At 68.1% G+C, this 24166-nt stretch carries 21 protein-coding genes; 5 read left to right on the top strand and 16 right to left on the bottom strand.

Annotated features, from left to right (window positions below; genetic code table 11):
• Positions 1–3 precede the first annotated feature (3 nt).
• The 5 genes from tmk to AACH32_RS20710 all read right to left on the bottom strand — a co-directional run bounded on the left by tmk (position 4) and on the right by AACH32_RS20710 (position 5861).
• Positions 4–681, bottom strand: a complete 678-nt coding sequence (gene tmk / locus AACH32_RS20730; RefSeq protein WP_338603938.1) for a dTMP kinase — start codon at positions 679–681, stop codon at positions 4–6.
• Positions 682–1794, bottom strand: a complete 1113-nt coding sequence (locus AACH32_RS20725) for a 3'-5' exoribonuclease YhaM family protein (protein ID WP_338603934.1) — start codon at positions 1792–1794, stop codon at positions 682–684.
• The gene (locus tag AACH32_RS20720) at positions 1791–2636 is read right to left on the bottom strand and encodes a phosphoribosylformylglycinamidine synthase subunit PurQ (protein WP_338603931.1); all 846 of its coding nucleotides are present in this window, start codon (positions 2634–2636) and stop codon (positions 1791–1793) included. Before AACH32_RS20720 ends, AACH32_RS20725 begins: the two co-directional genes overlap by 4 nt.
• Positions 2636–5641, bottom strand: a complete 3006-nt coding sequence (locus tag AACH32_RS20715; protein ID WP_338603929.1) for an AIR synthase-related protein — start codon at positions 5639–5641, stop codon at positions 2636–2638. Before AACH32_RS20715 ends, AACH32_RS20720 begins: the two co-directional genes overlap by 1 nt.
• A 76-nt stretch (positions 5642–5717) precedes the next feature.
• Positions 5718–5861, bottom strand: coding sequence for a hypothetical protein (locus AACH32_RS20710; protein WP_338603926.1), 144 nt, complete (start codon positions 5859–5861; stop codon positions 5718–5720).
• Positions 5862–5998: 137 nt separating this feature from the next.
• Between AACH32_RS20710 and AACH32_RS20705 the strand changes: the two genes are divergently transcribed.
• The gene (locus AACH32_RS20705; protein WP_338603923.1) at positions 5999–7336 is read left to right on the top strand and encodes a purine/pyrimidine permease; all 1338 of its coding nucleotides are present in this window, start codon (positions 5999–6001) and stop codon (positions 7334–7336) included.
• A gap of 920 nt (positions 7337–8256) precedes the next feature.
• Positions 8257–9111: a class I SAM-dependent methyltransferase gene (locus AACH32_RS20700; RefSeq protein WP_338603920.1), complete on the top strand. Its 855-nt coding sequence runs from the start codon at positions 8257–8259 to the stop codon at positions 9109–9111.
• Positions 9112–9187: 76 nt separating this feature from the next.
• Here the strand turns inward: AACH32_RS20700 and AACH32_RS20695 are convergent, their stop codons facing one another.
• Genes AACH32_RS20695 through AACH32_RS20685 form a run of 3 tightly spaced genes read right to left on the bottom strand, consistent with a single transcriptional unit; the run spans position 9188 to position 10951 of the window.
• Positions 9188–9751 (bottom strand): tetratricopeptide repeat protein, encoded by a 564-nt coding sequence (locus AACH32_RS20695; protein ID WP_338603917.1) that lies wholly within the window; start codon positions 9749–9751, stop codon positions 9188–9190.
• A 47-nt stretch (positions 9752–9798) separates the two neighbouring features.
• Positions 9799–9990, bottom strand: a complete 192-nt coding sequence (locus AACH32_RS20690; RefSeq protein WP_338603915.1) for a hypothetical protein — start codon at positions 9988–9990, stop codon at positions 9799–9801.
• A 37-nt stretch (positions 9991–10027) separates the two neighbouring features.
• The gene (locus AACH32_RS20685) at positions 10028–10951 is read right to left on the bottom strand and encodes an AEC family transporter (protein ID WP_338603913.1); all 924 of its coding nucleotides are present in this window, start codon (positions 10949–10951) and stop codon (positions 10028–10030) included.
• 238 nt (positions 10952–11189) lie between these two features.
• On the opposite strand from AACH32_RS20685, the gene AACH32_RS20680 reads away from it, so the two are divergent.
• The 3 genes from AACH32_RS20680 to AACH32_RS20670 all read left to right on the top strand — a co-directional run bounded on the left by AACH32_RS20680 (position 11190) and on the right by AACH32_RS20670 (position 14254).
• The gene (locus tag AACH32_RS20680; protein WP_338603911.1) at positions 11190–12020 is read left to right on the top strand and encodes a sulfotransferase domain-containing protein; all 831 of its coding nucleotides are present in this window, start codon (positions 11190–11192) and stop codon (positions 12018–12020) included.
• 89 nt (positions 12021–12109) lie between these two features.
• Entirely contained in the window at positions 12110–12319 is a 210-nt protein-coding gene (locus AACH32_RS20675) for a hypothetical protein (protein WP_338603908.1), read from the top strand.
• Between the two features lie 3 nt (positions 12320–12322).
• Entirely contained in the window at positions 12323–14254 is a 1932-nt protein-coding gene (locus tag AACH32_RS20670; protein WP_338603905.1) for a GNAT family N-acetyltransferase, read from the top strand.
• 585 nt (positions 14255–14839) lie between these two features.
• Here the strand turns inward: AACH32_RS20670 and budA are convergent.
• The 8 genes from budA to ilvD form a co-directional block, all read right to left on the bottom strand.
• Positions 14840–15628, bottom strand: coding sequence for an acetolactate decarboxylase (budA, locus tag AACH32_RS20665; protein ID WP_338603902.1), 789 nt, complete (start codon positions 15626–15628; stop codon positions 14840–14842).
• A 4-nt stretch (positions 15629–15632) separates the two neighbouring features.
• Positions 15633–16628 (bottom strand): isocitrate/isopropylmalate dehydrogenase family protein, encoded by a 996-nt coding sequence (locus AACH32_RS20660; protein ID WP_338603899.1) that lies wholly within the window; start codon positions 16626–16628, stop codon positions 15633–15635.
• Positions 16628–17248: a 3-isopropylmalate dehydratase small subunit gene (leuD, locus tag AACH32_RS20655; protein ID WP_338603896.1), complete on the bottom strand. Its 621-nt coding sequence runs from the start codon at positions 17246–17248 to the stop codon at positions 16628–16630. Before leuD ends, AACH32_RS20660 begins: the two co-directional genes overlap by 1 nt.
• Positions 17248–18642 carry a 3-isopropylmalate dehydratase large subunit gene (gene leuC, locus AACH32_RS20650; RefSeq protein ID WP_338603894.1) on the bottom strand — a complete coding sequence of 465 codons (1395 nt, stop codon included), beginning with the start codon at positions 18640–18642 and terminating at the stop codon, positions 17248–17250. The genes leuD and leuC overlap by 1 nt, the downstream gene beginning before the upstream one ends.
• A 122-nt stretch (positions 18643–18764) precedes the next feature.
• Positions 18765–19760, bottom strand: a complete 996-nt coding sequence (gene ilvC, locus AACH32_RS20645; RefSeq protein ID WP_338603891.1) for a ketol-acid reductoisomerase — start codon at positions 19758–19760, stop codon at positions 18765–18767.
• Positions 19761–19794: 34 nt separating this feature from the next.
• Complete coding sequence (ilvN, locus tag AACH32_RS20640) at positions 19795–20394, bottom strand: acetolactate synthase small subunit (RefSeq protein ID WP_338603889.1); 600 nt, start codon at positions 20392–20394, stop codon at positions 19795–19797.
• A 4-nt stretch (positions 20395–20398) separates the two neighbouring features.
• Positions 20399–22261: a biosynthetic-type acetolactate synthase large subunit gene (gene ilvB, locus AACH32_RS20635; protein WP_338603886.1), complete on the bottom strand. Its 1863-nt coding sequence runs from the start codon at positions 22259–22261 to the stop codon at positions 20399–20401.
• A 3-nt stretch (positions 22262–22264) separates the two neighbouring features.
• Positions 22265–23941, bottom strand: a complete 1677-nt coding sequence (gene ilvD / locus AACH32_RS20630; protein WP_338603883.1) for a dihydroxy-acid dehydratase — start codon at positions 23939–23941, stop codon at positions 22265–22267.
• Positions 23942–24166 lie beyond the last annotated feature (225 nt).

The following is a 24166-nucleotide window of genomic DNA, read 5'->3' as shown; positions in this document are numbered from 1 at the left end:
TGCCTACGCCGCCAGGCGTTTGAACTCCTTTAGCAAAGGTTCGGCCAGGGCCCATACGGCGCCTGCCACCTCCTCCTGGGCTTGGGAGGCGTCCACCACCTTGATGCGCTGCGGTTCTTCCGCCGCCTGGTCCAAAAATCCCTGGCGCACCTTTTGGTGAAACTCCAAGCCTTCGTTTTCCAGGCGGTCGGGGGTTAGCCCCAGCCGCCCCTGGCGCTGGTTCACCCGCCCCAGCCCGGCCCCCGGCTCCAGGTCCAGCAGGATGGTGAGGTCGGGCCACACCTCGCCGCAGGCCCAGCGGTTAAGGGTGCGCACCCAGTCCGCCCCCAGGCCCCGCGCCCGGCCCTGGTACACCTCGCTGGAGTCGGCGAAACGGTCGCAGATCACCACCTGGCCCTCGCCCAGGGCCGGGGCGATAACCCGCTCCACGTGTTGGGCCCGGTCGGCCAGATACAAAAACAGCTCCGAGCGCCGGCCGGGGTGGTCCTTGCCCGGCGCGGTGAGTAGCTCGCGCACCGCGGCCCCCAAGAGGGTGGCCCCCGGCTCGCGGGTGCTGGTAACCGTTAGGCCCAGGCCCCGCGCCCGGCGCACCAGCATGTGCTGCTGGGTGCTCTTGCCCGCGCCCTCGCCGCCCTCCAGGGTGATGAAGGGCGGCCTGGTTTTGATCGCCTCGGGACCCATCTAGCCCTCTCCCCCCCCGGTGCCAAAGAGGTCCGGGGTGGTTTCCTCGGGCGGCTCGGGGCGCTTCTTGCGCTTGGCCGGCCGGGCGGCCGCCTCGGGCTCGGCCGGGGCCGGGCTTTCGGCCGCCGGCGCCACCTCGTCGCCGGGCTCCAGGCCCTCCAGGGGGCCGGGACCGGTGTAGAGAAAGCGCTCCAGCAGACGGTGGTATTGGCTCCAGTGGCCCGGCCCGGCCTCGCGGCGGGCGGCGGCGGCCATGGCCATCTTGGCGTCCAGGTCGTCGATGAAGTTGAGCACCAGGGCCTCGGCGGTCTTGGGCTTGCGTGGGCTGCCGAACTCGTAGGCCCCGTGATGGCTGATGATCATGTGCCGGAGGTGCTCGGCCAGGTTGGCGGGGAAGTCCGGCAAGGCGGCCAGCTTGGCCTCCAGCATGCGAAGCCCCAGCACCAGGTGGCCCTCCAGGCGGCCCTGGTCGGTGTAGTCGATGGGCGGGCCCAAGGTCAGCTCGGCCACCTTGCCCACATCGTGCAGCAGGGCCCCGGCGATGAGCACCTGGGGCTCCAGGTCGCTGGGGTACAGAGCCGCCACGGCGTGGGCCGAGCGGGCGGTGCTCACCGTATGCTCAAGCAAACCGTGCACATAGGCGTGGTGGGCCCCCTTGGCCGCCGGGGCCAGGGCGAAGGCGGCGGCGAACTCGGCGTCCTCCACGAAAAAAGCTTCCAGTATTTGCTTTAGGTCCGGCTGGCTCACCCAGGCCAGGGCCTGGGCCAGCCCGGCCTGTAGCTCCTCCAAGGGGATGGGGCTGGCGGGCAAAAAGGCGCCGGGATCGACCGTGGGGTCGTGCTCCAGGCCCTGCACCACCACCTGGGTCTTGCCCTGGTAGGCGTCCACCCGGCCGCTGGCCTTGACCACCATGCCCGGCGCCAGGGGGGCCAGCAGTTCTTCGGCCTGGTCCCACAGGCGGCCCTCCATCTCCCCGCTGCGGTCGCCCAGACGCAACATGCCGTAAGGCTTGCCGTTCTTGGTGGTGCCCAGGGAGGCGCGCACCAGCAGATAGCTGCCGTCCAGCGCCTGGCCCGGTTGCAGGGAGGCCAGTTCGGGGGAGGCGGGGCTCATGCCAGGGCCTCCCGGGCGGCGGCCACGGCGTTGCTGAAGATGGCCAGGCCCAGGCCCGCGCCCAGGGGATCGGGCTCCCGCCCTTGGCGGCGGGCCTTTTCCCGTTGCAGGGTCCAGTCGGGATGCTGGCTGGCCCGGTAATAGCCCTCCGGGTGGGGCATCAGGCCGAAGACCCGGCCGGAGGGGTCGCATATGCCCGCGATATCGTTGAGCGAACCGTTGGGGTTGGCCGGATGGCGGCCCGCCGCGGGCTTGCCGCTGCCGTTGCCGTAGCGCACCGCCACCATTCCCAACTCTTCCAGCTTGGCCAAGGTGGCCTCGTCGCAGACCAGCTTGCCCTCGCCGTGGCGGATGGGCAGGTCCAGGCGCTTCAGCCCTTTGGTGAACAGGCAGGGGCTGTTCTCCTGGGCCAGCAGCTCCACCCAGCGGTCCTGGAAGTTGCCGCAGTCGTTGGCGGTAAGGGCCACTTCCCGCTCCCAGCCGTGCAGCATGGGCAACAGGCCCAGGTTCACCAGGGCCTGAAAGCCGTTGCAGATGCCCAGCACCAGGCCGCCGCGATCCAAAAAGGCGCGCAGTTGGGTATTCAAGTGATTACCCAAACGGGTGGCCAAAAGCACGCCCGCCCCATGGTCGTCGCCCCAGGAAAAGCCACCGTCAAAGACGAGTATCTGGTAATCGTCCAGGGTTTCCTTAGGCTTGCGCTTGGCGGTGCCGGTCAGGTCGCTGATGTGCACTATGGAGGCCGCCGCCCCGGCCAGCTCCAGGGCGTGGGCCGTCTCGTTGTCGCAGTTGAGCCCGAAGCCGCCGAGCACCAGGGCCCTTACCTTGTCGTGGCCGGGCATCACACCATCCTCCCGAAGCGCCGCCGCCAGGCCCGGCGCATCTGGGCTCCCGTGAGGGCCAGCACCGGCTCTCCGGCCAGGCTCACCGCCAGCTCCTGTTTGCGGGTGACCTGGCCGATGCGGGCCCAGGGCACATTTTCAAGTAAACGCTCGAACTCGTCGCACCACTGGGTAGCCACGGTCACCACCATGCGACCGGTGGATTCGCTGAACAATAGGCGCATGGCGTCCAGCTCCTCGGGGGCGGGAGCGCCGTCCAGCTCCACCGTGAGGCCCAAACGCCCGGCCAGGACCATGCGGGCCAGGGCCAGGGCCAGGCCGCCCCGGCTGGGCACGCAGGCCGAGGCCACCAGGCCGTCCTTGAGCCCGGCGTACACCGCCCGGCACAGCCGCTTGCTGGCCGCGAAGTCGCTCTGGGGCACGTGGAGTCCGGTGTGGCCCAGCAGCCCGTAAAGGGCGCCGGCCCCCAGCTCATCGTTGGTCAGGCCCAACAGGTATACGTAGTCTCCGGCCAGCTTGGGCTCCGGGGTCTGGATGGCCCCCAGGTCCGGCACCGGCGCGGTGGCCGTGAACATCATGGTGGGCGGGCCGCTCACCCGCTGGCTCAGGCCGTGGATGCCGGTCAAGGTGCCGTCCACGTACATGGAGTCCTTGCCCGAGAGCAGGGGAACCTCCAGGGCCAGGCAGGCGTCCTTGAGCCCCCAGCAGGCCCTGACCAGCTGGGCCGCCTTGTAGCGGCCGTCCGGATTGGTCACCGGGTCGTAGATGATGCTGGGCCAGCAGAAGTTGTCCACCCCGCCCACCTGTTCGGGATCGCCGCCCACCGCCACCAGGCGGCGCATGGCCTCTTCCACGCTGGCGGTGACCATGTGGTAGGTGTCGATGTCGCCGTAGTCGGTGAGTAGCACCTGGGCCATGGCCAGCCCGGCCCGCGAGGTGAGCACCGGCAGGATCACCGCCGCCTCGGAAGGGGCGTCCTGGTCGCGGCCCACGAAGGGCTTGACCAGGCTGGTGCCCTGCACCTCGTGGTCGTACTGGCGGTTGATCCACTCCCGGGAGCACAGGTTGGGCGAGTCCAACAGGTCCAGCACCAGGCCGCCGAAATTGCTGGGCGGCTTGAGCACCGGCTCGCTGAGCCCCCGGGCCGCGGGCGGGGTCCACAGGGCCTCGAACTCCCACTGGGGGAAGCCCTCTTCCAGGAACTCCACGTCCACGTAGCAGCAGACCTTGTCGCCGTAGGTGAGCTTGAGCTTGCCGTCGCCGGTAAAGGCCCCGATCACCGTGGCTTCCACCTGGTGCTTGTCGGCCAGGGCCATGAAGGCCTTCCGGTCGGCCGGGTTAACGGCCACGGTCATGCGCTCCTGGCTCTCGCTGACCCAGATCTGCCAGGGGTCCAGGCCCGCGTACTTGAGCGGCACCTTCTTGAGGTCCACCTCGGCGCCGGGGCTCAGGCGGGCGCTCTCGCCCACCGAGCTGCTCAGGCCGCCGCCGCCGTTGTCGGTGATGTAGGGCACCAACCCGGCGTCGCGGGCCTCCAGCAAAAAGTCGTGCATCTTCTTCTGGGTGTAGGGGTCGCCGATCTGCACGTGGCCCGCCGGGGTGTTCTCGCTGTAGCCCGCGCTGGAGGCGGTGACCCCGTGGATGCCGTCGGCTCCCACCCGGCCGCCGCACATCACCACCAGCTGGCCCGGCTCGGTGGTCTTCTGCTCGCTGGGAGCGCCGCCTATCTGGGCGGGCATGACCCCCACGGCCGAGACGAACACCAGGCACTTGCCCAGGTAGCGGGGGTCGAAGTAGAGGATGCCCGAGGCGGTGGGGATGCCGCTCTTGTTGCCCCCGTCGCGCACCCCCTCGATGATGCCGTCCAGCAGGCGGCGGGGGTGCAGGGCCGGGGTCAGCTCGCCGTCGTAGTCGCGCGGGGCCACGCAAAAGCCCCACAGCCCGGCCACCAGCTTGGCCCCCTTGCCGGTGCCCATGGGATCGCGGTAGACCCCCACGATGCCGGTGATGGCTCCGCCGTAGGCCTCCATGTTGCTGGGGCTGTTGTGGGTCTCGCCGGTGATGACGTAGTTGTTGGTCTCGTCGAGCTTGGCCACCCCGGCGTTGTCCCACAGCACGCTCACCACCCAGTCCTTGGCCGCGGCCAGTTGCTCGGTGGGTGCCTTGATGGTCTCCTTGAACAGGTTGGCCACCTCGCGGCGCTCTCCGCTTACCAAATCCTGGTAGAGGTAGCGCCCGCCAAAGGTGTTGTGGTTGCAATGGTCGCTGCGGGCCTGGCTAACGTACTCCAGCTCCACGTCGGTGGGGTCGCCCAGGCCCACGGCCTTGCGCTGCTTGCGCACCTTGGGGTCGTTGAAGTAGGCCCTGATCACCGGCACGTCGGCCGGGTTCAAGAACAGGTCGCGCTCGGCGCTGAGTTGCATCAACTCCTGGTCGCTGCCGATGGCCAGGCTCTTGAAGGCGGGACGGCGGGCCAGGCGCACCTTGGGGATGGTGACCCCCACCCCCTCCTCGGGGTCCCACTGGCCCCGGGGGATGATCCGCCAGGTCTGGATGAGCCCGTTGGCCAAGAGCTGGCGGCAGACGGCCTCGGCCCCCTCGGCGTCCAGCTTGGGGGCCTCGATGAGGTACAGGCGGCTGAAATACACCGCCTCGTCCTTGCCGAAGCGCGCCCCCAGGGCGTCGGCCATGGCCTCCAGGGCGGTGTCGCCCTGGTTGTCCTTCACGCCGGGCTTGAAGCCCACCCACAGGGCCCAGTGGAAGCCGGGCAGCACCTGGCCCGCCAGGGGCGAAAAGGAGCTCAGCTCGGTGACCGGATTGGTGAAAATCTCCAGCCGGGCCCGCTCCAATTGGGCGGCGTCCAGCTTGGTGTCAAAGGTCAGGACCTTGAGCACCCGAACTTTTTCCAAGGCCAGGCCCAGATAGGCGCGGGCCTTGGTGATGAGCCCCGCCGCGGCGGGGTCGTTAAGCTGGGGCTTGAGGCCTATTTCCAGGCGCTGGGCCATGGTACCTCGCAGGGGTTAAACATGTATCGCAACGGGAAAACATGATCTTAGCAAGCAGGCGGTTGCCTGGCAAGGCTCACTCCCTAGGCGGCAGCTTGGCGCTCATCTTGCGCAGCCAGCGGCCAAAGAGCAGACCGATGCCCACGGCCAGGATAATGCCCACGGCCATGGCCATGGCGTTCAGCGCCCAGGAGGGCAGGGATTGCAGAAATTCCAGCATGGGCTCTCCGGCTGGGTGGTCGGCGCGCGCCCCGGCGGCGCATGGTTTCTTGTCGGCGCCGGCTAAGAGGATATTATACCGGCTTTTCCCGGCGCTCAAAGCCTGGCGCTTTGCCCCCTGCTGGACCATAATGGGTCATGCCTGAATGTGAGCCGCAAACCAGCGCCCTGGAAATCCTCTACCCCCTGGACCGTTGGCCTCCCCTGGGGGCCACCCTGGTGCTGGCCGCCCAGTGGCTGGTGATCCTGGTGCCCGGCGTCCTGGTCCTGGGCGACGTGGTGGGCCAGGCCTGGGGCCTGGACGGGCCCGCGCGGGAGGCCTACATGCAGCGCCTGCTCTTGGTCACCGCGGCGGCCCAGGCGGCCCAGATACTCTGGGGCCACAAGCTGCCCGGCCAGGTGGGGCCCTCGGCGGTGCTCATCGTGGGCACCCTGGCCACCATCGCCAGCGGCGAGGCGGCGGTGGCCGGGGCCGTGGTGGTGGGCGCGGGGCTCACCGCCCTGGCCGGGGTCAGCGGCCTGGCCGCCCGCCTGGGGCGGCTCTACACCCCCACCGTGCTCTCCTGCACCCTGTTGTTGGTGGCCATGAGCCTCACCCCCACCATGGGCAAGCTGCTCTACACCCCGGCCGCCGGGGCGCGGGGCCTCTCCGGCGGCTTCCTCTTCGGCCTGGGCCTGGTGCTGGTCATGCTCCTGGCCCAATACCGCCTCAAGGGCCTGTGGTCCTCGGCGGTGCTGCTCATGGGCCTGTTCCTGGGCAGCCTGGCCTACTACGCCCTGGGCCTGGAGCCCTGGCCCGCCTGGCCGGGCGGGGGCCTGGGCGGCCTGCCCCGCCTGTTTCCCGTCGGCCTGGAGTTCAACCCCGGGGTGATCGCGGCCTTCGTGCTGTGCTACCTGGCCCTGATCAGCAACGAGCTGGCCACCATCGAGTCCACCGGGCGGCTCATCAAAGCTCCGGGCATGGACGGCCGGGCCAACCGGGGGGTGGCGGTCTCCGGCCTGGGCGGGGTCATGGCCGGGCTCATGGGCTCCCTGGGGCCGGTGACCTATTCGGTGAGCCCGGCGGTGGTGGTGAGCACCAAGAGCGCCAGCCGCTACACCCTCTTGCCCATGGCGGCGGCGGTGGCCGCCCTGGCCCTGTGGCCCGGCGGGCTGGCGGTGTTCGGCCTGGTGCCCAACCCGGTGGTGGGCGCGGTGCTGGTCACCCTCATGGCCCAGAGCGTCTACGCCGCCCTGCACCTGCTCCTGGAGGGCGGCAGGACGCCCACCTGGGCCAGCGGGGCCACCGTGGGCATGGCCCTCATCGCCGGGGTCATCGTCAGCTTCATGCCCGAGGCGGCCCGCCAGGCCCTGCATCCCCTGGCCCGGCCCATCCTGGGCAACGGCTTCGTCATGGGCCTGGTGGTGGCCCTGCTTTTGGAGCACGTATTTTTCAGGAAACATAAAGGCGCGGAGGCACCGGCCTCTCGCCTGTAAGCGGCGGCTTCGCCAAGCAGCGTCAGGCAGCGCTCAGGGCGACTCCGCCAGGCGCCCGTGGACTGTGTTGCCGGCATCGCTCAGGCCTCGAGCTTTGGCTACGCCTGCGGCCTGCACTCGCCGGACGCCTTGCCCACGAACCCCTGGCGAATCCGCTCAAAGACGGCTCTCCAAGCAATAGCGCACCCTGCCGCCTTGCCCTGCGGCGTCTGGTGTGCCGCGGGGAGGGGGATTGTTCAGGGCGCAATCCAAGCAATAGCGTGGGTTGGGTTGAGCGCGGCGAAGCCCAACAAATCCCCTTGGCGTTGCGAGGAGCGAAGCGACGAAGCTATCTCCGCCCCAAGCGGACGCCACCCGGGCACCAACGAGCCTATACAGACCCCAGCCTTGCCGCGCCTAAATTCCAGCTAATAGCCGTCATTGCGAGGCCGGGCAGCGGCCTGTGTCCGGCCGAAGCAGGCCGCCCCTCCTGCCCGGCCGCGGCAATCTTCCGTTTCCCTTCGTCATGCCCGCGCTGGCCAGACACGGCCTCACCGCCCGCCGCGCCACAAACCTTCCCGCTTGGGGGAAAGCGAAGATCGCCGCGTCGCATCCCCTGCCGGGATGCTCCTCGCGATGACGGCTGTTTCTGGAAAACGGAGGGTGGAAACAAACCCCTCCACTATTAGGCCCAACTAGAGCAATAGCGTAGGTTGGGTGGGGCTTCTTAGCCCGAAACCCAACAATTCCCTACGATGGCGGCAAATACGGTATTCGGAGGGCGGCTAAGAGTCGGTACATATATTTTACCAAGATTCCACGCCATTATCGCCGCTGTAATCCGGGCGCGCTGGGGGTAGCCTTAAAAGAAGGGGCAGGCATTTAGCGCGGCAATGCGCCCGCCCGGCCCGGTGCAGCCACTCTCGCCAGGAGGCCCAGGCATGCAGGAAGGCAAACCCAGCCGAACCGCCCTCAGGGTGGCCACCCTTCGGGCGGCCCACCAGCTTTTGGACCACCCCAAGGTCCTGGACGATCCCATAGCCCTGGATATCCTGGGCCCGGAGCGGGCCGGGGCCCTCAGGGCCAATCCCCAGATCGCCGAGACCTCGCCCATCTCGCCCTATCTGCGGGGCTTCGTGGCGGCGCGCAGCCGCCTGGCCGAGGACGAGCTGGCCCGGGCGGTGGGCCGGGGGGTGAGCCAATACGTGGTGCTGGGGGCCGGGCTGGACACCTTCGCCCTGCGCAACCCTCACCCGCCCGAGGCCCTGCGGGTGTTTGAGGTGGACTTTCCCGCCACCCAGGCCTGGAAGTGGGAGCTGATGGCCCAGGCGGGCCTGAGAGCCCCGGAGGGCCTCACCTACGTGCCCCTGGATTTTCACCAGCAGACCCTGGCCCAAGGCCTGGCCCGGGCGGGCCACGACCCGGCCAAGCCCAGCTTTTTCTCCTGGCTGGGGGTGGTGCCCTACCTGGAGCCCGAGGCGGTGATGGCCACCCTGGGCCACATCGCCTCCGGCCCGGCGGGTGGCGGGGTGGTGTTCGACTACATCCTGGACCCGGCAGGCCTGGGCCCTCGGGAGCGCCGGGTGCGCGAGGCCATCGGGGCCTTTACCAAGGCCGCCGGCGAGCCGCTGCGCTCGGCGTTCCAGCCCGCCGCGCTGACCCGGGAGCTGGCCGCCCTGGGTTTCGGCCAGGTCTCCGACCTGGACTCGGCCGCCCTCAACGATAGGTACTTCGGCGGCCGGGAGGATGGCCTCAGGGTCGGCGGGGCTTCGCACCTCATGGTGGCCTGGGTATAGCCCGCGGCCCGGCGCAACCTAAGCAATAGCGTAGGTTGGGTAGGGCGCAGCGAAGCCCAACAAATCCCTATAAATGCTAGTTGGACATCTTGGCCCGCAGGTCCCGCACAAAGGCGGGGTCCGGGCGGGCCCCCAGCTTGCGGGCTTGCTCCAGGTGGCGCCAGGAGGCCTGGTAGTTGGCCACGGCAAAGTAATAGTAAGCCGCGTTTTCATGCACCATGGGGTCCTGGGGGGCCAGCTCCAAGGAGCGGCGCACAAAGGGCGCGGCCTGGGGCGCCTTACCCTGGGACCAATACACCACGGCCAGGTTGCCGTAGGCCTCGGCAAAGTCGGGGTCCAGCTCCAGGGTCTTGAGGTAGTTGGTCTCGGCCAGGTCCCAGCGCTGTTGCCGGGAATAGACAAAGGCCTGGCCGAAATAGGCGGGGGCAAAGGTGGGGACGGCCTGGGCGGCCTGATGGAAAAGGCGCAGCGCCCTGCGCAGATCGCCCCGGTCAAAGTAGGTCCAGCCCTTGTCCACCGCGTTGCGGGCCGAAACGTCGGACCGCGCGGGCTCCGGCGCCGCCGGCTTGGCGGCCAGGGCCGGGCCAGAGGCTTGGCAGCAGGCCAAACCCAGAACCAAAACCAGCAACCACACCTTCATGCGCGCCTCCCTGGGGGCAAGTTGGTGAGCGCTCTATGGCTGCAAGGTCAGGGCTGTTTATCTTCGAGCTTTTTCTTGAGTCGCCAGATTTCCGAGGCGTAGGCCGCGGCCACCACGATCACCGCCAGCACCAGAAAGGTCCACCAGGGGGTGGTCTGGTGGAAGAAAAAACGCCACAGGAGGAAACCGCCCAACAGACCGGCAGCGGCTCTTATCAGAAATACGTTCAGCTTGCTCATTTGGTCTCCTGAATAGACCCTAGCATAGGCCAGGGGGCTAGGCAAAGATCATCAACACCGCCGAAAGACTGAAAAAGCTGACCAGGGTGGTCAACACGATGGCCGCCCCGGCCAGGTCGGCGTCGGATTTCATCTGGGTGGATAGGATATAGGCGCTGGTGGCCGTGGGCAGGGCCAAAAAGACCATGGCCACGGCCAGGGACAGGCCCTGCACCCCGGCCAACGACAACAGGCCCCAGCCCACCAGGGGCAGCACCACCAGCTTCAACAGGCACGACAACAGGCTGAGCGCCAACCGGCCCTTGAGCTTGTCCAGGGCCAGGGAGCCGCCGATGGACAACAGGGCCAGGGGCAGGCTGAGCCCTCCGGCCAAGGCCAGGGAGCGCCGCAGGAAAAGCGGCAGCTCCAGGCCGGAGTGGGCCCAGGCGATGCCCGCCAGGCACGACAGGATCAGGGGATTGGCCAGGAGCGCCTTGAAGGCCAGCTTGGCCTTTTGGGCCCCGCTGTAAGAGGCCTGGGAATACCACACCAGGGTGGAGACGGCCAACAGGTTGATGAAGGGAATGGCCATGGAGATGATGATGCCGAAGCGGGCCACCCCCTCCTCGCCGAAGGCGCTTAAGATCACCGCCATGCCCACATAGGTGTTGAAGCGATAGCTGACCTGGCTGAAGGTGCCGGCCTGAAAAGGGTTCACCCCGGCCAGGCGGGCGTAGACCAGGCTCAGGAGCCAGACCACGGCCACCGAGGCCAGCACCGCGGAAATGAGGGCCGGGGGGGCGCTAAGCTCCGCCCCGGCCGAACCTATCTTGAGAAAGAGCAGGGCCGGGAAAAAGATGAAATAGGTGAGCTTGTCCGAGATGGTGAAAAAGCTGGCCGGAGCCCAGCCCCTGGCCATGACCAGGCGGCCCAGGGCCATGAGCACGAACACCGGCAGCACGTTGTCCAATATCTGGCTCACCGTGGTCCTCCCCGACCGGGAGCGAACTTAATCCGCCCCATGAAGTTGATGTTCCATTGACCATAGGGGCGATTAGGTCTAGAGTCTATGGCATTTGGATGGATACGCCAAGCCGATGTTTTTAGTGGTTTAATCAGCCGGTATCACCTTCGGCTCGCGGGGAGCGACAAGAACGCGGGGCGGCCATCCAAACACCGCCAGGGCCCCTGCCTGGTCGGCATCGAACCGGATAGGCAGCATGATTCCTGATTTTCTGGTCATCGGAGCCCAACGCAGCGGCACCACTTCGCTTTTCCAGGTGATGCGCCGCCACCCCGAAATATTCATGCCCGACGTCAAGGAAGTGAACTTTTTCTTCCACGACAACCATTACCGCCGAGGGGTGGATTACTATCGCTCGGTCTTCGCCGAGGCCCCGGCCCGGGCCCAGGCGGTGGGCGAGGCCTCGCCGGGCTATATCTGCAAGCCGGGCGTGGCCCGGCGCATCCACGAGATGCTGCCCACGGTGAAGCTCATCGCGGTGCTGCGCAACCCGGTGGACCGCGCCTATTCCCAGTATTGGGACAACCGCCGCTTTCTGGCCGAGCCCCTTTCCTTTGAGCAGGCCATGGAGGTGGCCCTCACCCCGGAGTACCGTCATGGAGAGCGGGGCTATTTCAGCCGGGGGGTGTACATCGAGCAGCTGGAGAGCTATCTGGAGTGGTTTGAGCGCGAGCAGCTTCTGGTGCTGGTTTTCGAGGACCTGAAGCAAGACCCGGAGGCGACGTTCGAGCGCTGCTTCGAGTTCCTGGGGGTGGATCCCGGTTTCCGCTGCCCCGAGATGACCAGGGCCTCCAATTCCGCCATGACCTGGGACAACCCGCTGCACGCCTTTTTCCTGGAGCACAACCGCTATCAAAGGTACGTGCCCAAGCACTGGATCAAGCAGGTCTGCCGGGGGCCCTTGGTCAAGCGCCGCTACTCGCCCATGAGCGCGGAGGCCAGGGAACGCCTGCTGGCCTTCTATGGCCCCTACAACCGCCGTTTGGAGGAGTTCCTGGGCCGCAAGCTGCCCGCTTGGGAGCGCTGAGACCGCCGGCTTTGCGGCGCGGCACCTATTTCGTTTGTGCGCGGGAATTTTTATCCTACAATGAACTCTTCCCCAGCGAGGTATGCGTTATGGAAAAAGAACCCAAAGAGATCATGTCCAAGCCGCGCCGCCTGGAAGAGGGCTTCGATCCCGGCAAGGAGCTTTGGGAGCGCCTGGTGGACGACGCCATCGAGCGGGGCGGACCCTGCATGGCCACGGTGGAAAACCTGTTGACCGAGGCCTGCGAGCTGCCCGCCAACCCCGACAAAAAAGACAACGACCAAGCCGAAGGGGAGTAACCCTTGGACTGGCGGGAGATCTACCGCAAGCGGCGCATGGACGCCGACCAGGCCCTGAGCCGCCTGCGCTCGGGCAGCAGCATCCTCATCGGCTCGGGCTGCGCCGAGCCCCGCCACCTGGTGGGCGCCCTGGCCCACCGGGCCCCCAGTCTTTTGGACGTACAGGTCATCCAGGCCATCAGCGTGGCCGCCAGCGAATACACCTCCGAGGCCTTTGCCGACAGCTTCACGGCCATGCGCTTTTTCGTGGCCGCCGCCGCCCGCCGGGCCATCAGCGAGGGCGCGGCGGACTACGTGCCCCTGCACATGAGCGATCTGCCCGGCCTGATAAGCTCCGGCCGCCTGGCGGTGGACGCGGTGCTGGTCCAGGTATCGCCGCCCGACGAGCACGGCTGGTGCTCTCTGGGGGTGTCGGTGGACGTCATCGGCGAGGCCATGGACATGGCCCGTCTGGTGGTGGCCCAGGTGAACCCCGAGATGCCCCGCACCCACGGCGACACCTACGTGCCGGTGAGCCGCCTGGACTGCATCGTGGAGCACACCCAGCCCCTGACCACCTTCAGCCAGACCAGCCCCGACGAGGTGGCCCTCAAGGCCGCCCGCCAGGTGGCCCGGCTCATTCCCGACGGGGCCACCATCCACGCCGGGCTGGGGCGCATGGCCCAGGCGGTGCTGGGCGAGCTGACCGGCCGCAAAAACCTGGGCATCCACAGCGACGCCCTCACCGACGCCTATCTGCCGCTCATCGAAAGCGGCGCGGTGACCGGCTCGGAAAAGGGGCTCAACCCCCACAAGATCGTGGCCTCCTTCTGCCTGGGGGGGCACAAGCTCTTCAGCTTCGTGCACAACAACCCCCAGGTGATCCTGCGGCCCACCCGGGTGGTCAACAACCCGGCGGTGATCGCGGCCAACCACCGCATGTTCAGCGTGCACGAGGCCCTGGAGGTGGACCTCACCGGCCAGGTGTGCACCGCCGACCGCGAGGGCCAGGTCTATTCCGGCATGGGCGGGGTGATGGACTTTTTGCGCGGGGCCTCGGCCAGCCCCGGCGGCCAGGGCATCGTGGTGCTGCCCTCGCTGCGCCCCGATGGCACCAGCCGGGTGGTCTTCCAGATCACCCCGGGGGCGGGGGTGGCCGTGACCCGGGCCGGGGTGCGCAGCGTGGCCACCGAGTACGGCGCGGTGTATCTGCACGGCCTGTCCTTGCGCGAGCGGGCGGTGGCCCTGATCGACATCGCCCACCCCAACCACCGCGACTCCCTGCTGACCGCCGCCCGCGGCGGCGGGCTCATCAGCCAGCGCCAGGTGCTGGCCCCGCTTTTCACCGGGATCTATCCCGAGAAGTACGAGCGCCGGGCAAAGCTCAAGGGCGGCGGCGAGGTGGCGATACGGCCGGTGAAGCCCACCGACGAGCGCATGGTGCAGGAGTTCTTCTACTCCATGACCGACCGCGAGGTGTACTACCGCTTCTTGCACGCCACCAAGGCCTTCCCCCGCAAGGACATGCAAAAGATGGTCAACATCGACTATCACCATGAGCTGTCCTTGGTGGCCCTGAGCGGTGATTTCGGGGCCGAGCGCATGGTGGGGGTGGCCCGCTACGTGCTGGGCAACGACGGCGAGCCGGAGGTGGACTTCGCGGTGGCCAGCGAGATGCAGGGCCAGGGCCTGGGCCGGGCCCTCATGGGCGCGGTGTTGGAGGTGGCCCGCGACCGGGGCTACAAGGTGGCCAACGCCTACGTGATGCCCGAAAATCTGGCCAGCCTGAACATCCTTAAGACCATGGGCTACGCGGTGAGCGGCCTGGTGAGCCAGGGGGTCATCGAGATGAAGCTGCACCTGGACCAGCCGGTGAGCGAGCCCCAGGTGAACCTCAAGTACGACGAGCGCTATAGCGCCGGGCAGAAGAAGGACGAGCCTTTGAGCCGTATCTAAGGGGCGGCTGCCGGGCGGCTGCACCAGGCGCCCGTGGGCGTTGTTGCCGGCATCGCTCAAGGCTCGCTGTAGGCTCGGCTACAGCTACGCCTTTCGCTCGCCGGACGCCTAGCCCACGGACCCCTGGCTGTGCCGCAAGAGGGGGTGCCGGTCGGGGAGGCCCTCAAGCAATAGCGTAGGTTGGGTTGAGGGCGCAGCCCGAAGCCCAACAATTCCTCAAGAGCCTTTTCCTCGGGTGTAGGGGCCGGGTTTATCCCCGCCCGAGAGAGCCTGCCGCTGTCGACCGCGCGACGCGTCAAGCAGCCCCTTCCCGTGCCCAATTTACAGCCAATAGCCGTCATTGCGAGGCCGGGCAGCGGCCAAGGTCCGCCGGGACAAGGCCGCTCCTTCTGCCCGGACGCGGCAATCTTCCGTTTCCCTCGTCATGCCTGGTTTTGCACAACACGGCCCCTCCCGCCTGGGGGAAAGCGAAGATCGCCGCGTCGCTTCTCTTGCGAGATGTTCCTCGCGATGACAGCTATGCCTGAAAACAAAAAGGGCGGGGGTTAACCCCGCCCCGTGCCGTACGTCTGTTTGGACGCCCGTCTACTTCTTGCCCTGCTCCACCGCGTGCAGGGCCTTCTCCCTATCCCGCTCCAGGTCCATGCTGAGGAAGGGCCCCGAGGTGGGCAGGGCGATGCTCAGGTTGGGGGTGAGGTCCACCTCCACCTTGACCTGGCCCAGGGTGGCGGCCAGCAGGTGCCCGCCCTTGGTCTTGTCGGCGCTCAGAAAGTGCAGATGCCAGCCCGGCGCGCCGGTGCCCTTGGCATAGGCCGGGGAGATAAAGCCCACCAGCTCGCCGTCCACCTGGGTCCAGTCGAACACCGCCTGGTGCTTGACTACATCCAGCAGCGGAGGGTAGGGCGGTTTCTGGGCGGGCACGCTGCGGGCCTTGACGGCCGCGAAGCGCCCGGTCACCCGCAGGGCGTAGAACAGGTTGGGGCTGGGCAGGCGCGCGGCCAGCCACTTCTTGAGGCCCGCGAAGTCCAGGCCCGCCGGGGGGGTGAGGGTAAGGTCCGGGTCGAAGAAGGTAACCTGGGCGAAGGGGGTCAGGGTCGCGGGGGCCATGGCGTGGGGCAGGCCCTGCATGTCGATGCGATAGGCCACCCCGCCGCTCACCACCATCTCGCCGTCCAGGTCTTGGAAGGTGCCCAGGCCCAGGTCGCCGTGGGTGAGCAACTCGCCCACGCTCATCGAGCCGTAGTAGTCCCCGGCCAGCAGGGCGTCCAAGAGCGAGACCTGGTACAAGGTTTCCCGGCCCGGCCCGCCGGCCAGGGCGGGCAGGGCCAGGATGAGGCTAATTAACAGGGCGGCGGCCAGGCGTCCCGCGCGCATGGCGCTACTCGCCCAGGCGCTCGATTACCGCCTGGGCCATGCCCATGGTGCCCAGGGGGCCGCCCAGGTCGCCGGTGGTCTGGCCCTGGGCCAGGCAGGCGGCCACCGCCGCCTCCACTGCGTCGGCCTTGTCGGTGTAGCCCAGGTGCCGAAGCAGCATGGCCGCGCAGAGGATGGCCGCCGTGGGGTTGGCCTTGCCCTGGCCCGCGATGTCCGGGGCGGTGCCGTGCACCGGCTCGAACAGGGCCGGGCCGTCGCCCAGGTTGGCGCTGGGGCACATGCCCAGGCCGCCGATGAGCCCGGCGGCCAGGTCGCTCAGAATGTCGCCGAACAGGTTGGTGGTGACGATCACCTGGAAGTCCTCGGGCTTGAGCACCATGCGCATGGCCACCGAGTCCACCAGGGCCTCCTCGTAGGCCACCTGGGGGAACTCCTTGGCCGCCCGGCGGCAGGCCTCCAGGAACACCGTGTCGGTCTTCTTGAGCACGTTGACCTTGTGCACGGCGGTCACCTTGCCGTAGCCGGCCTGGATGGCGAACTCGAAGGCGCAGCGGGCGATGCGATAGGAGGCATGGTCGGTAATGATGCGGGTGGCGGTGGCCTTGCCCGGCTCGGGCTCGTCCTCGCCGCCGAAGTACATGCCCTCGCTGTTTTCCCGCACGATCATCATGTCGGTCTCGGGGCGCAGGCAGGGCACTCCCTGGTAGGCCTTGCTGGGGCGCAGGTTGGCCCAGGCCTTGAGCTCGGCCCTCAAGCGCAGGATCACCTGGGCCGCGCAGGCCCCGGCCGCGCCGAAGAGCACCGCCTCGGACTTCATCGCCCCGTCCAGGGTCTCCTGGGGCAGGGCCACCCCGGTGGCCTCCAGGGTGCCGTCGCCGGCCTGGTAGTGGGTGAAGTTGAACGGAGCGCCGGTGGCCTCCAGTACGGCCAAGGCGGCCTCGGTTACCTCGGGCCCTACGCCGTCGCCGCCGATCACGGCTATCTCATGCTGCTTGCTCACTACTGCTCTCCCTTGGTCGCCGCCTGCCAGGGCTCGGCGTGTTTTTTCTCATAGTCGGCGATGGCCGCCTCGTGGGTAAGGGTCAGGCCCACCTCGTCCAGTCCCTCCAGCAGGCAGTGCTTGCGGAAGGGGTCCACCGGGAAGAAGCAGGCGAAGCCGTCGGGACCGCTCACCGTTTGGGCCTTGAGGTCCACGGTGAGGCGGTAGCCCGGCTGGGACTCGGCCCGCTTGAACAAATCGTCCACCAGGGCCGTCTCGATCTCAATGGGCAACAGGCCGATCTTGTAGCAGTTGGCCTTGAAGATGTCGGCGAAGCTGGGGGCGATCAGGGCCCGGAAGCCGTAGTCCTGCAGGGCCCAGGGGGCGTGCTCGCGGCTGGAGCCGGAGCCGAAGTTTTCCCGGGCCAGGAGGATGGTGGCCCCCTGATAGTGGGGCTGGTTGAGCACGAACTCGTCCACCAGGGTCCCGTTTTCGTCGAAGCGGTGGTGATAGAACAGCACCTCGCCGTAGCCGTCGCGCTCCACCCGCTTGAGGAACTGCTTGGGCACCAGCTGGTCGGTGTCCACGTGGGCCATGTCCAGGGGCACCACCACCCCGGTGAGCTTTACGAACTTTTCCATTAGATGAACTCCCTGGGGTCGCTCAGGCGGCCGTTAACGGCGCTGGCCGCGGCGGTGGCCGGGCTGCACAGATGGGTGCGCCCGCCCTTGCCCTGGCGGTCCTTGAAGTTGCGGTTGCTGGTGGAGGCGCAGCGGCCGCCCACGGGCAGCACGTCGGGGTTCATGGCCAGGCACATGGAGCAGCCGGACAGCCGCCACTCGAACCCCGCCTCCTCGAAAATCTTGTCCAGGCCCTCGGCCTCGGCCTGGGCCTTCACCTGCTTGGAGCCGGGCACAACGATGGCGGTGACCCCGGCGGCCACCTTGCGGCCCTTGGCCACGGCGGCGGCGGCGCGCAGGTCTTCCAGGCGGCCGTTGGTGCAGGAGCCGATAAAGGCGTAGTCGATGGGCACCTCGCTCAGCTTCTGGCCGGGGGTGAGGTCCATGTAGGCCAGGGCGTCGGCCGCGGCCTTTTGCCGGGCCGGGGCCAGGGAGGCGGGCTCGGGCACCACGCCGCCTATGCCCGCCACCTGGCCGGGGTTGACCCCCCAGGTGAGCATGGGCTCCAGGGCGCTTACGTCCACCACCACCGTCTGGTCGAACACGGCGTCCGGATCGCTGGCCAGGGTCTTCCAATAAGCCACCGCCCGCTCCCAGTCGTCGCCCGTGGGGGCATAGGCGCGGCCCTGAAGCCAGGCGAAGGTGGTCTCGTCCGGGGCCACCATGCCCGAGCGGGCCCCGGCCTCGATGCTCATGTTGCACAGGGTCATGCGCCCTTCCATGGACAGGGCGGCGATGGCCGGGCCGCGGTATTCGATGGCGTAGCCGGTGGCCCCGTCGTTGCCCAGCTGGCCGATGATGGCCAGGATGAGGTCCTTGGCCGAGCACCCGGCGGGCAGCTCGCCCTTTACCTCCACGGCCATGCAGGGGGGCTTGGTCTGGGGCAGGGTCTGGGTGGCCAACACGTGCTCCACCTCGCTGGTGCCGATGCCGAAGGCCAGGGCCCCGAAGGCCCCGTGGGTGGCGGTGTGGCTGTCGCCGGCCACCACGGTGTTGCCCGGCAGGACGATGCCCTGCTCGGGCATGGTCACGTGGATCACACCTTGGCGGTCCTGGTCCCAACCGAAGTAGGGAATCCCGAAGTCCTTGGTGTTGTTCTCCAGGGCGGTCATCTGGGTCTCGGCCACCTCGTCGGCCAGGGGCCGGGCCATGTGGGTGGTGGGCACCACGTGGTCGCACACCGCCCAGGTAAGGTCGGGCCGGCGCACCTTGCGGCCGTCGCGCCGAAGGGCGGCGAAGGCCTGGGGCGAGGTCACCTCGTGCACCAGGTGCTTGTCTATATAGATGAGGTCCGGGCGGTCTTTTTCGCTCCGCACCAGGTGGGTGTCCCAGATTTTGTCCAGCAGCGTGGGCACGTCGTTCCCCTTTTCGCGGCGTCCGGGATCGGTCGCCCAAAAACGTTAGGCTCGCCAGGCGGGCCTGGCCACTATAGCACGAGCGGGAGCGGGCCTAGGGCCCGCTCCCCAACGGGTCTAGCTTACTCGCCGAGCCACTTCATCATGCCGCGCAGCTGGGCGCCGACCTGTTCCATCTGGTGCTTCTCGTCCTTGCGCAGCAAGGCGTGATACACGGGAAGGTTGGCCTGGTTCTCCAGCACCCACTCGCGGGCGAAGCGGCCGTCCTGAATCTCGTCCAGGATGCGGCGCATCTCCTGCTTGGCCTCGGGGGGAACCACGCGGGGGCCGCGGGTGATGTCGCCGTACTTGGCGGTCTCGGAGATGAAGTGGCGCATCTTCTTGAGGCCGCCCTGGTAGATCAGGTCGATGATCAGCTTGGTCTCGTGGATGCACTCGAAGTAGGCCATCTCCGGGGCGTAGCCCGCCTCCACCAGGGTCTCGAAGCCGGCCTTCATCAGGGCGCTCAGGCCGCCGCACAAGACGGCCTGCTCGCCGAACAGGTCGGTCTCGGTCTCTTCCTCGAAGGTGGTCTCGATGACCCCGGCACGGGCGCCGCCGATGCCCCAGGCATAGGCCAGCGCCAAATCCTTGGCCTGGCCCGAGGCGTCCTGGGCCACGGCGCACAGGCAGGGCACGCCCTGACCCTGCTCATACAGGTCGCGCACCAGCTTGCCGGGGCCCTTGGGGGCCACCATGATCACGTCGTTTTCCGGCTTGGGGATGATCTGGCCGTAGTGCAGGTTGAAGCCGTGGGCGAAAAGCATGGCCGCGCCGGGCTTGATGTTGGGCTCCACGTACTGCTTGTAGACCGCCGGCTGGGCGGTGTCGGGCAGCAGGAAGCAGATGATGTCCGCGCTCTTGATCGCCGCGGTTATCTCCACGGGCTCCAGGCCCTGGGACTTGACCTTGTCGAAGGTCTTGCTGCCCTCGCGCAGGCCCACCACCACGTTGAGGCCGCTGTCGGCCAAGTTGCGGGAGTGGGCGTTGCCCTGGCTGCCGTAGCCCAGCACGCAGATGCGTTTGTCGGCCAGCAGCTTGGGATTGGTGTCGTTCTCGTAGTAGATGTTAACGCTCATTACTCAGGTTCTCCTTGAAATACGGCTACGCGCCTTAGTCTTGTTCTTGTATCTCTTGGGCCAGGCGCTCTGCCGCCCGGCTGATATTGTAGGTGCCGTCCTGGTCCTCGTCGAACCCGGCGGCCGCTTCGTTCCAGTAGTCGGCCATGGGCCCTTGGCTGCGGGCGATGGCGATCTGGCCGGTGCGGGCCATCTCCAAGATGCCGTGGGGCCTTAGTATATCGATAAAGGCCTCCAGCTTCTCGCGGTTGCCGGTAACCTCCAGGATCAGGCTCTGGTTGTCCACGTGGTCCACCCTGGCCCTAAAGATCTGCACCAGCTGCATCAGCTCGCCCCGCTTGTCGTGGGGGGCCTTCACCTTGATCACCAACAGGCCGCGCTCCACCCGGGCCTGCCCGGTGAGGTCACTGACCTTTATCACGCTCACCAGACGGCGCAACTGTTTAACCACCTGTTCGATCACCGGGGGATCCCCGGCCACCACCACGCTGATGCGGCTCACCGTGGGATCGTCGGTCTCGCCCACGGCCAGGGAGTAGATGTTGAAGCCGCGCCGGGCGAAGAGTCCGGAGACCCGGCTGAGCACGCCGCGCTCGTTGCGCACTAAAACGGAAATGGGGCTCAGATTTTCCATGGGTCTACTCCTCGCGTTTCTGGCCGGGACAGGGAATGAAGTCGGCGTTGGCTCCGCCGGGGGGCACCATGGGCAGCACCAGGGCCTCGCGCTCCACGGCCACGTCCAGCACCACGGGCACGCGCTTGTCGGCCGCCTCGGCCCGGGCCCAGGCGATGGCCTCCTCAAGCTCCTCGCTGGTGGTGACCTCGCGCCCCAGGCCGCCGAAGGCCTGGGCCACCTTGGCGTAGGGCGGCGGCTGCAGGTCGGTCTCGGCCTGGCGCTTGTCCATGAACATCTCCTGCCACTGGCGCACCATGCCCAGGAAGTGGTTGTTGAGGATAAGCACCACCACGCCCACCTTGTAGCGCACCGCCGTGGCCAGTTCCTGAATGGTCATCAGGAAGGAGCCGTCGCCGTCGATGAGCACCACCTCCTTGTCCGGGGAGCCCACCTTGGCCCCCACCGCGGCGGGCAGGCCGAAGCCCATGGTGCCCAGACCGCCGGAGGAGATCAGGGTGCGGGGCTCGCGGAAGGGATAGAACTGGGCGGTGTACATCTGGTGCTGGCCCACCCCGGTGACCACGATGGCCTCCTCGGGCAGGGTGCGCCCCAGAAGCTCCACCACCGCCTGGGGGGAGATGGCCGGGGGCTTGGGCTGGTAGGTCATGGGGTAGCACTTCTTCCAGCCGTCGATGCGCTCGCGCCAGGCGCTGAAATCGGGCTTTTCCTCCCACTGCTTCACGCCCTTGATCATCTCGATCAGAACCGGCTTGGCGTCGCCCACGATGGGCACCAGGCAGGGCAGGTTCTTGCCGATCTCGCTGGCGTCCACGTCGATGTGGATGAACTGGGCGTCGGGGGCGAAACGGTCCAGCTGGCCGGTGACCCGGTCGTCCAGGCGGTTGCCCACGCAGACGATCAGGTCGGCGTGGTGCAGGGCCAGGTTGGCGTAGCCGGTGCCGTGCATGCCGGGCATGCCCAGGTAGAGCTCGTCGCCCGCCGGGTAGGTGCCCAGGCCCATGAGGCTGGTGGTCACCGGGATGCCGGTGAGGCGCACCAGCTCGCGCAGCTCCTCGCTGGCCCCGGCGGTGACCACGCCGCCGCCGGCCAGGATCACCGGCTGCTTGGCCTTGGCCATCACCTTCAGCGCCCGCTCGATCTGCAGGGGCTGGCCCCGGTAGGGGGGCTTGTAGCCGGTGGGCGCGCTGGGCGCGGCCAGCAGGTGGTCGCAGGGCGCGGTGGACACGTCCTTGGGCAGGTCGATCAAGACCGGGCCGGGGCGGCCGGACAGGGCCACGAAGAAGGCCTCGGCGAACACCCCGGGCAGCTCGTCCACGCTGGTTATCTGGTAGTTGTGTTTGGTGATGGGCATGGTGATGCCGCGCATGTCCGCCTCCTGGAAGGCGTCGTTGCCCAGCAGGTTGCTGGTCACCTGGCCGGTGATGGCCACCATGGGGGTGGAGTCCATGAAGGCGTCGGCCAGGCCGGTGACCAGGTTGGTGGCGCCGGGGCCGGAGGTGGTCATCACCACCCCCACCTTGCCGGTGGCCCGGGCGTAGCCCTCGGCCATGTGGGCGGCGCCCTGCTCATGGCCCACGATGACGTGCTTGATGCTGCCGTCGCGGAAAAGGGCGTCGTAAACCGGCGAGATGACGCCGCCGGTCATGCCGAAAATGACCTCCACCCCTTGATGTTTGAGGCAGGCCACCACCGCGTCGGCACCGGTGTAGGCGGCCTGGGGATCCTGGGGTTTGGCTGGGGCATTCATGGCGTCCCTCCTTGGGCTGGCGCTTTGTCCGCTCGCGCGGGTTAGTCCGATCTGTCTGTCGAGCATCAGGCCCAGCTCGTCGCGGGCCGCGTTGCTTCTCTGGCTGTAGGGGCTCATTGCTTAGTTTCCCTTGAGGACCGCTCCCCCGGCCGCGCTGCCCACCAGGGCGGCGTAGCGGACCAGGGCTCCGCGGGTGAATTTCGCTTCAGGCTTGCGCCAATCCTTGCGGCGGCGCTCCAGTTCGGCCTCCTCGACCTTGAGCTCGATCTTGCGGTTGTCGAGGTCCAAGGCGATGACGTCGCCGTTTTGTACAAGACACATGGGGCCTCCCGCGGCGGCTTCGGGGGATACGTGGCCGATGGCCGCTCCCCGGCTGCCTCCGCTGAAGCGCCCGTCGGTGACCAGGGCCACCTTGCCGTCCAGGGGCCCGCCGCTGATCAGGGCGGTCAGGGCCAGCATCTCGCGCATGCCCGGTCCGCCGGCGGGGCCTTCGTAGCGCACCACGATCACCTCGCCGGGCTCGATGACCTGGGCGTTGTAGGCGGCCACCGCGTCTTCCTCGCAGTCGAAGACCCGGGCCGGGCCGGAGAAGACGCGCATGGCCGGAGCCACCGCCGCCGCCTTGACCACGCAGCCGTCGGGGGCCAGGTTGCCCGATAGCACCGCGATGCCGCCTTGGGGGCTCAGGGGCGCCTCCAGGGTGTTGATCACCCGCTGGCCCAGGGCCTCGTAGGCGCTCGGTTGGGGGGCCAGATAGTCGGCGATGCTCTCGCCGCCCACCGCCTTGCAGGTGGTGTCCAGCAGGGGCTCCAGGGCCTTCATCACCGCGCCCACCCCGCCGGCCGCGTCCAGGTGCTCGATGCGCAGATCCCCGGCCGGGCTCAACTTGGACAGATGCGGGGTTTTTTTGGACAATCGGTCGAAGTCCGCCAGGCCGAACTCCGCCCGTGCCTCGTGGGCGATGGCCGGCAGGTGCAGACAGGTGTTGGTGGAGCCGCCCAGGGCCAGGTCCACCCGGCAGGCGTTGATGAAGGCCTCTTTAGTAAGGATGTCCAGGGGCCGCAGGTTCTTCTTGAGCGCCGCCACCGCGGCCCGGCCGCTGGCCTGGGCCAGCTCGGCCCGCCTGGGGCTCTGGGCCAGGGCGGTGGCTCCGCCGGGCAGGGCCAGGCCCAGGGCCTCGCACAGGCAGGCCATGGTATTGGCGGTGAACATGCCCGAGCAGGAGCCGGGGCCGGGACAGGCGGCGCACTCCAGGGCGGCCAGCTGCTCGTCGTTCCACTGGCCGGACTGGTGCTTGGCCACCCCTTCGAACACGGAGATCAGATCCACCAGCTTGCCATCCAGCTCGCCCGCGGCCATGGGCCCGCCGGTGAGGATGACCGCCGGCAGGTTGAGGCGGCAGGCGGCCATGAGCATGCCGGGCACGATCTTGTCGCAGGAGGCGATCAAGACCAGGGCGTCGAAGCCGTGGGCCAGGGCCATCATCTCCACGCTGTCGGCCACCAGCTCCCGGCTGGGCAGGGAGGCGTGCATGCCGGCGTGGCCCATGGCCAGGCCGTCGCAGATGCCGATGGTGTTGAACTCCATGGGGGTGGCCCCGGCCTCGCGCACGCCGTCGGCGGCCAGCTTGGCCAGGCGGTCCAGGTGCATGTGGCCCGGCACCACGGTGTTGTAGGAGTTGGCGATGCCCACCAGGGGGCGGGACATGTCGTCGTCGTTAAGGCCCAGGGCCCGGAGCAGGGAACGCTGGGGGGCTCGGGCGGCGCCCTTCTTCACTTGATCGCTGGGTAAGCTCATAACGCGTTTTCTCCCCTTGGGGGCTTTCCGGCGGTTCAAGACCCAAGTCCGGAAAACTTGCGGCGGCCGGCCCCCGAGGGCATAGCCTTGCGGGGGGCCCGACGGCCTGTGATTAAAAAATCAGGATGTCGGTAAAGTGGTTGCGGCCCCTAGAGGGGCAGGATAATTACGGAGGGTACCAACAACAATACGCCGAGGATGGCGCCAAGAAGGGAGGCGGAGCGG

Source organism: Desulfoferula mesophila (assembly GCF_037076455.1).
Taxonomy (GTDB): domain Bacteria; phylum Desulfobacterota; class Desulfarculia; order Desulfarculales; family Desulfarculaceae; genus Desulfoferula; species Desulfoferula mesophila.
This window is presented reverse-complemented; position numbering and strand designations above follow the sequence as displayed.

Coding starts and splice junctions, on each gene's coding strand:
- AACH32_RS20725 (WP_338603934.1), bottom strand. CDS start 1,794: ATGAGCCCCGCCTCCCCCGAACTGGCCTCCCTGCAACCGGGCCAGGCG.
- AACH32_RS20700 (WP_338603920.1), top strand. CDS start 8,257: ATGCAGGAAGGCAAACCCAGCCGAACCGCCCTCAGGGTGGCCACCCTT.
- ilvB (WP_338603886.1), bottom strand. CDS start 22,261: ATGAGCCCCTACAGCCAGAGAAGCAACGCGGCCCGCGACGAGCTGGGC.
- AACH32_RS20720 (WP_338603931.1), bottom strand. CDS start 2,636: ATGCCCGGCCACGACAAGGTAAGGGCCCTGGTGCTCGGCGGCTTCGGG.
- AACH32_RS20705 (WP_338603923.1), top strand. CDS start 5,999: ATGCCTGAATGTGAGCCGCAAACCAGCGCCCTGGAAATCCTCTACCCC.
- tmk (WP_338603938.1), bottom strand. CDS start 681: ATGGGTCCCGAGGCGATCAAAACCAGGCCGCCCTTCATCACCCTGGAG.
- ilvD (WP_338603883.1), bottom strand. CDS start 23,941: ATGAGCTTACCCAGCGATCAAGTGAAGAAGGGCGCCGCCCGAGCCCCC.
- AACH32_RS20710 (WP_338603926.1), bottom strand. CDS start 5,861: ATGCTGGAATTTCTGCAATCCCTGCCCTCCTGGGCGCTGAACGCCATG.
- budA (WP_338603902.1), bottom strand. CDS start 15,628: ATGCGCGCGGGACGCCTGGCCGCCGCCCTGTTAATTAGCCTCATCCTG.
- AACH32_RS20715 (WP_338603929.1), bottom strand. CDS start 5,641: ATGGCCCAGCGCCTGGAAATAGGCCTCAAGCCCCAGCTTAACGACCCC.
- leuD (WP_338603896.1), bottom strand. CDS start 17,248: ATGGAAAAGTTCGTAAAGCTCACCGGGGTGGTGGTGCCCCTGGACATG.
- AACH32_RS20680 (WP_338603911.1), top strand. CDS start 11,190: ATGATTCCTGATTTTCTGGTCATCGGAGCCCAACGCAGCGGCACCACT.
- ilvN (WP_338603889.1), bottom strand. CDS start 20,394: ATGGAAAATCTGAGCCCCATTTCCGTTTTAGTGCGCAACGAGCGCGGC.
- AACH32_RS20695 (WP_338603917.1), bottom strand. CDS start 9,751: ATGAAGGTGTGGTTGCTGGTTTTGGTTCTGGGTTTGGCCTGCTGCCAA.
- AACH32_RS20690 (WP_338603915.1), bottom strand. CDS start 9,990: ATGAGCAAGCTGAACGTATTTCTGATAAGAGCCGCTGCCGGTCTGTTG.
- ilvC (WP_338603891.1), bottom strand. CDS start 19,760: ATGAGCGTTAACATCTACTACGAGAACGACACCAATCCCAAGCTGCTG.
- AACH32_RS20675 (WP_338603908.1), top strand. CDS start 12,110: ATGGAAAAAGAACCCAAAGAGATCATGTCCAAGCCGCGCCGCCTGGAA.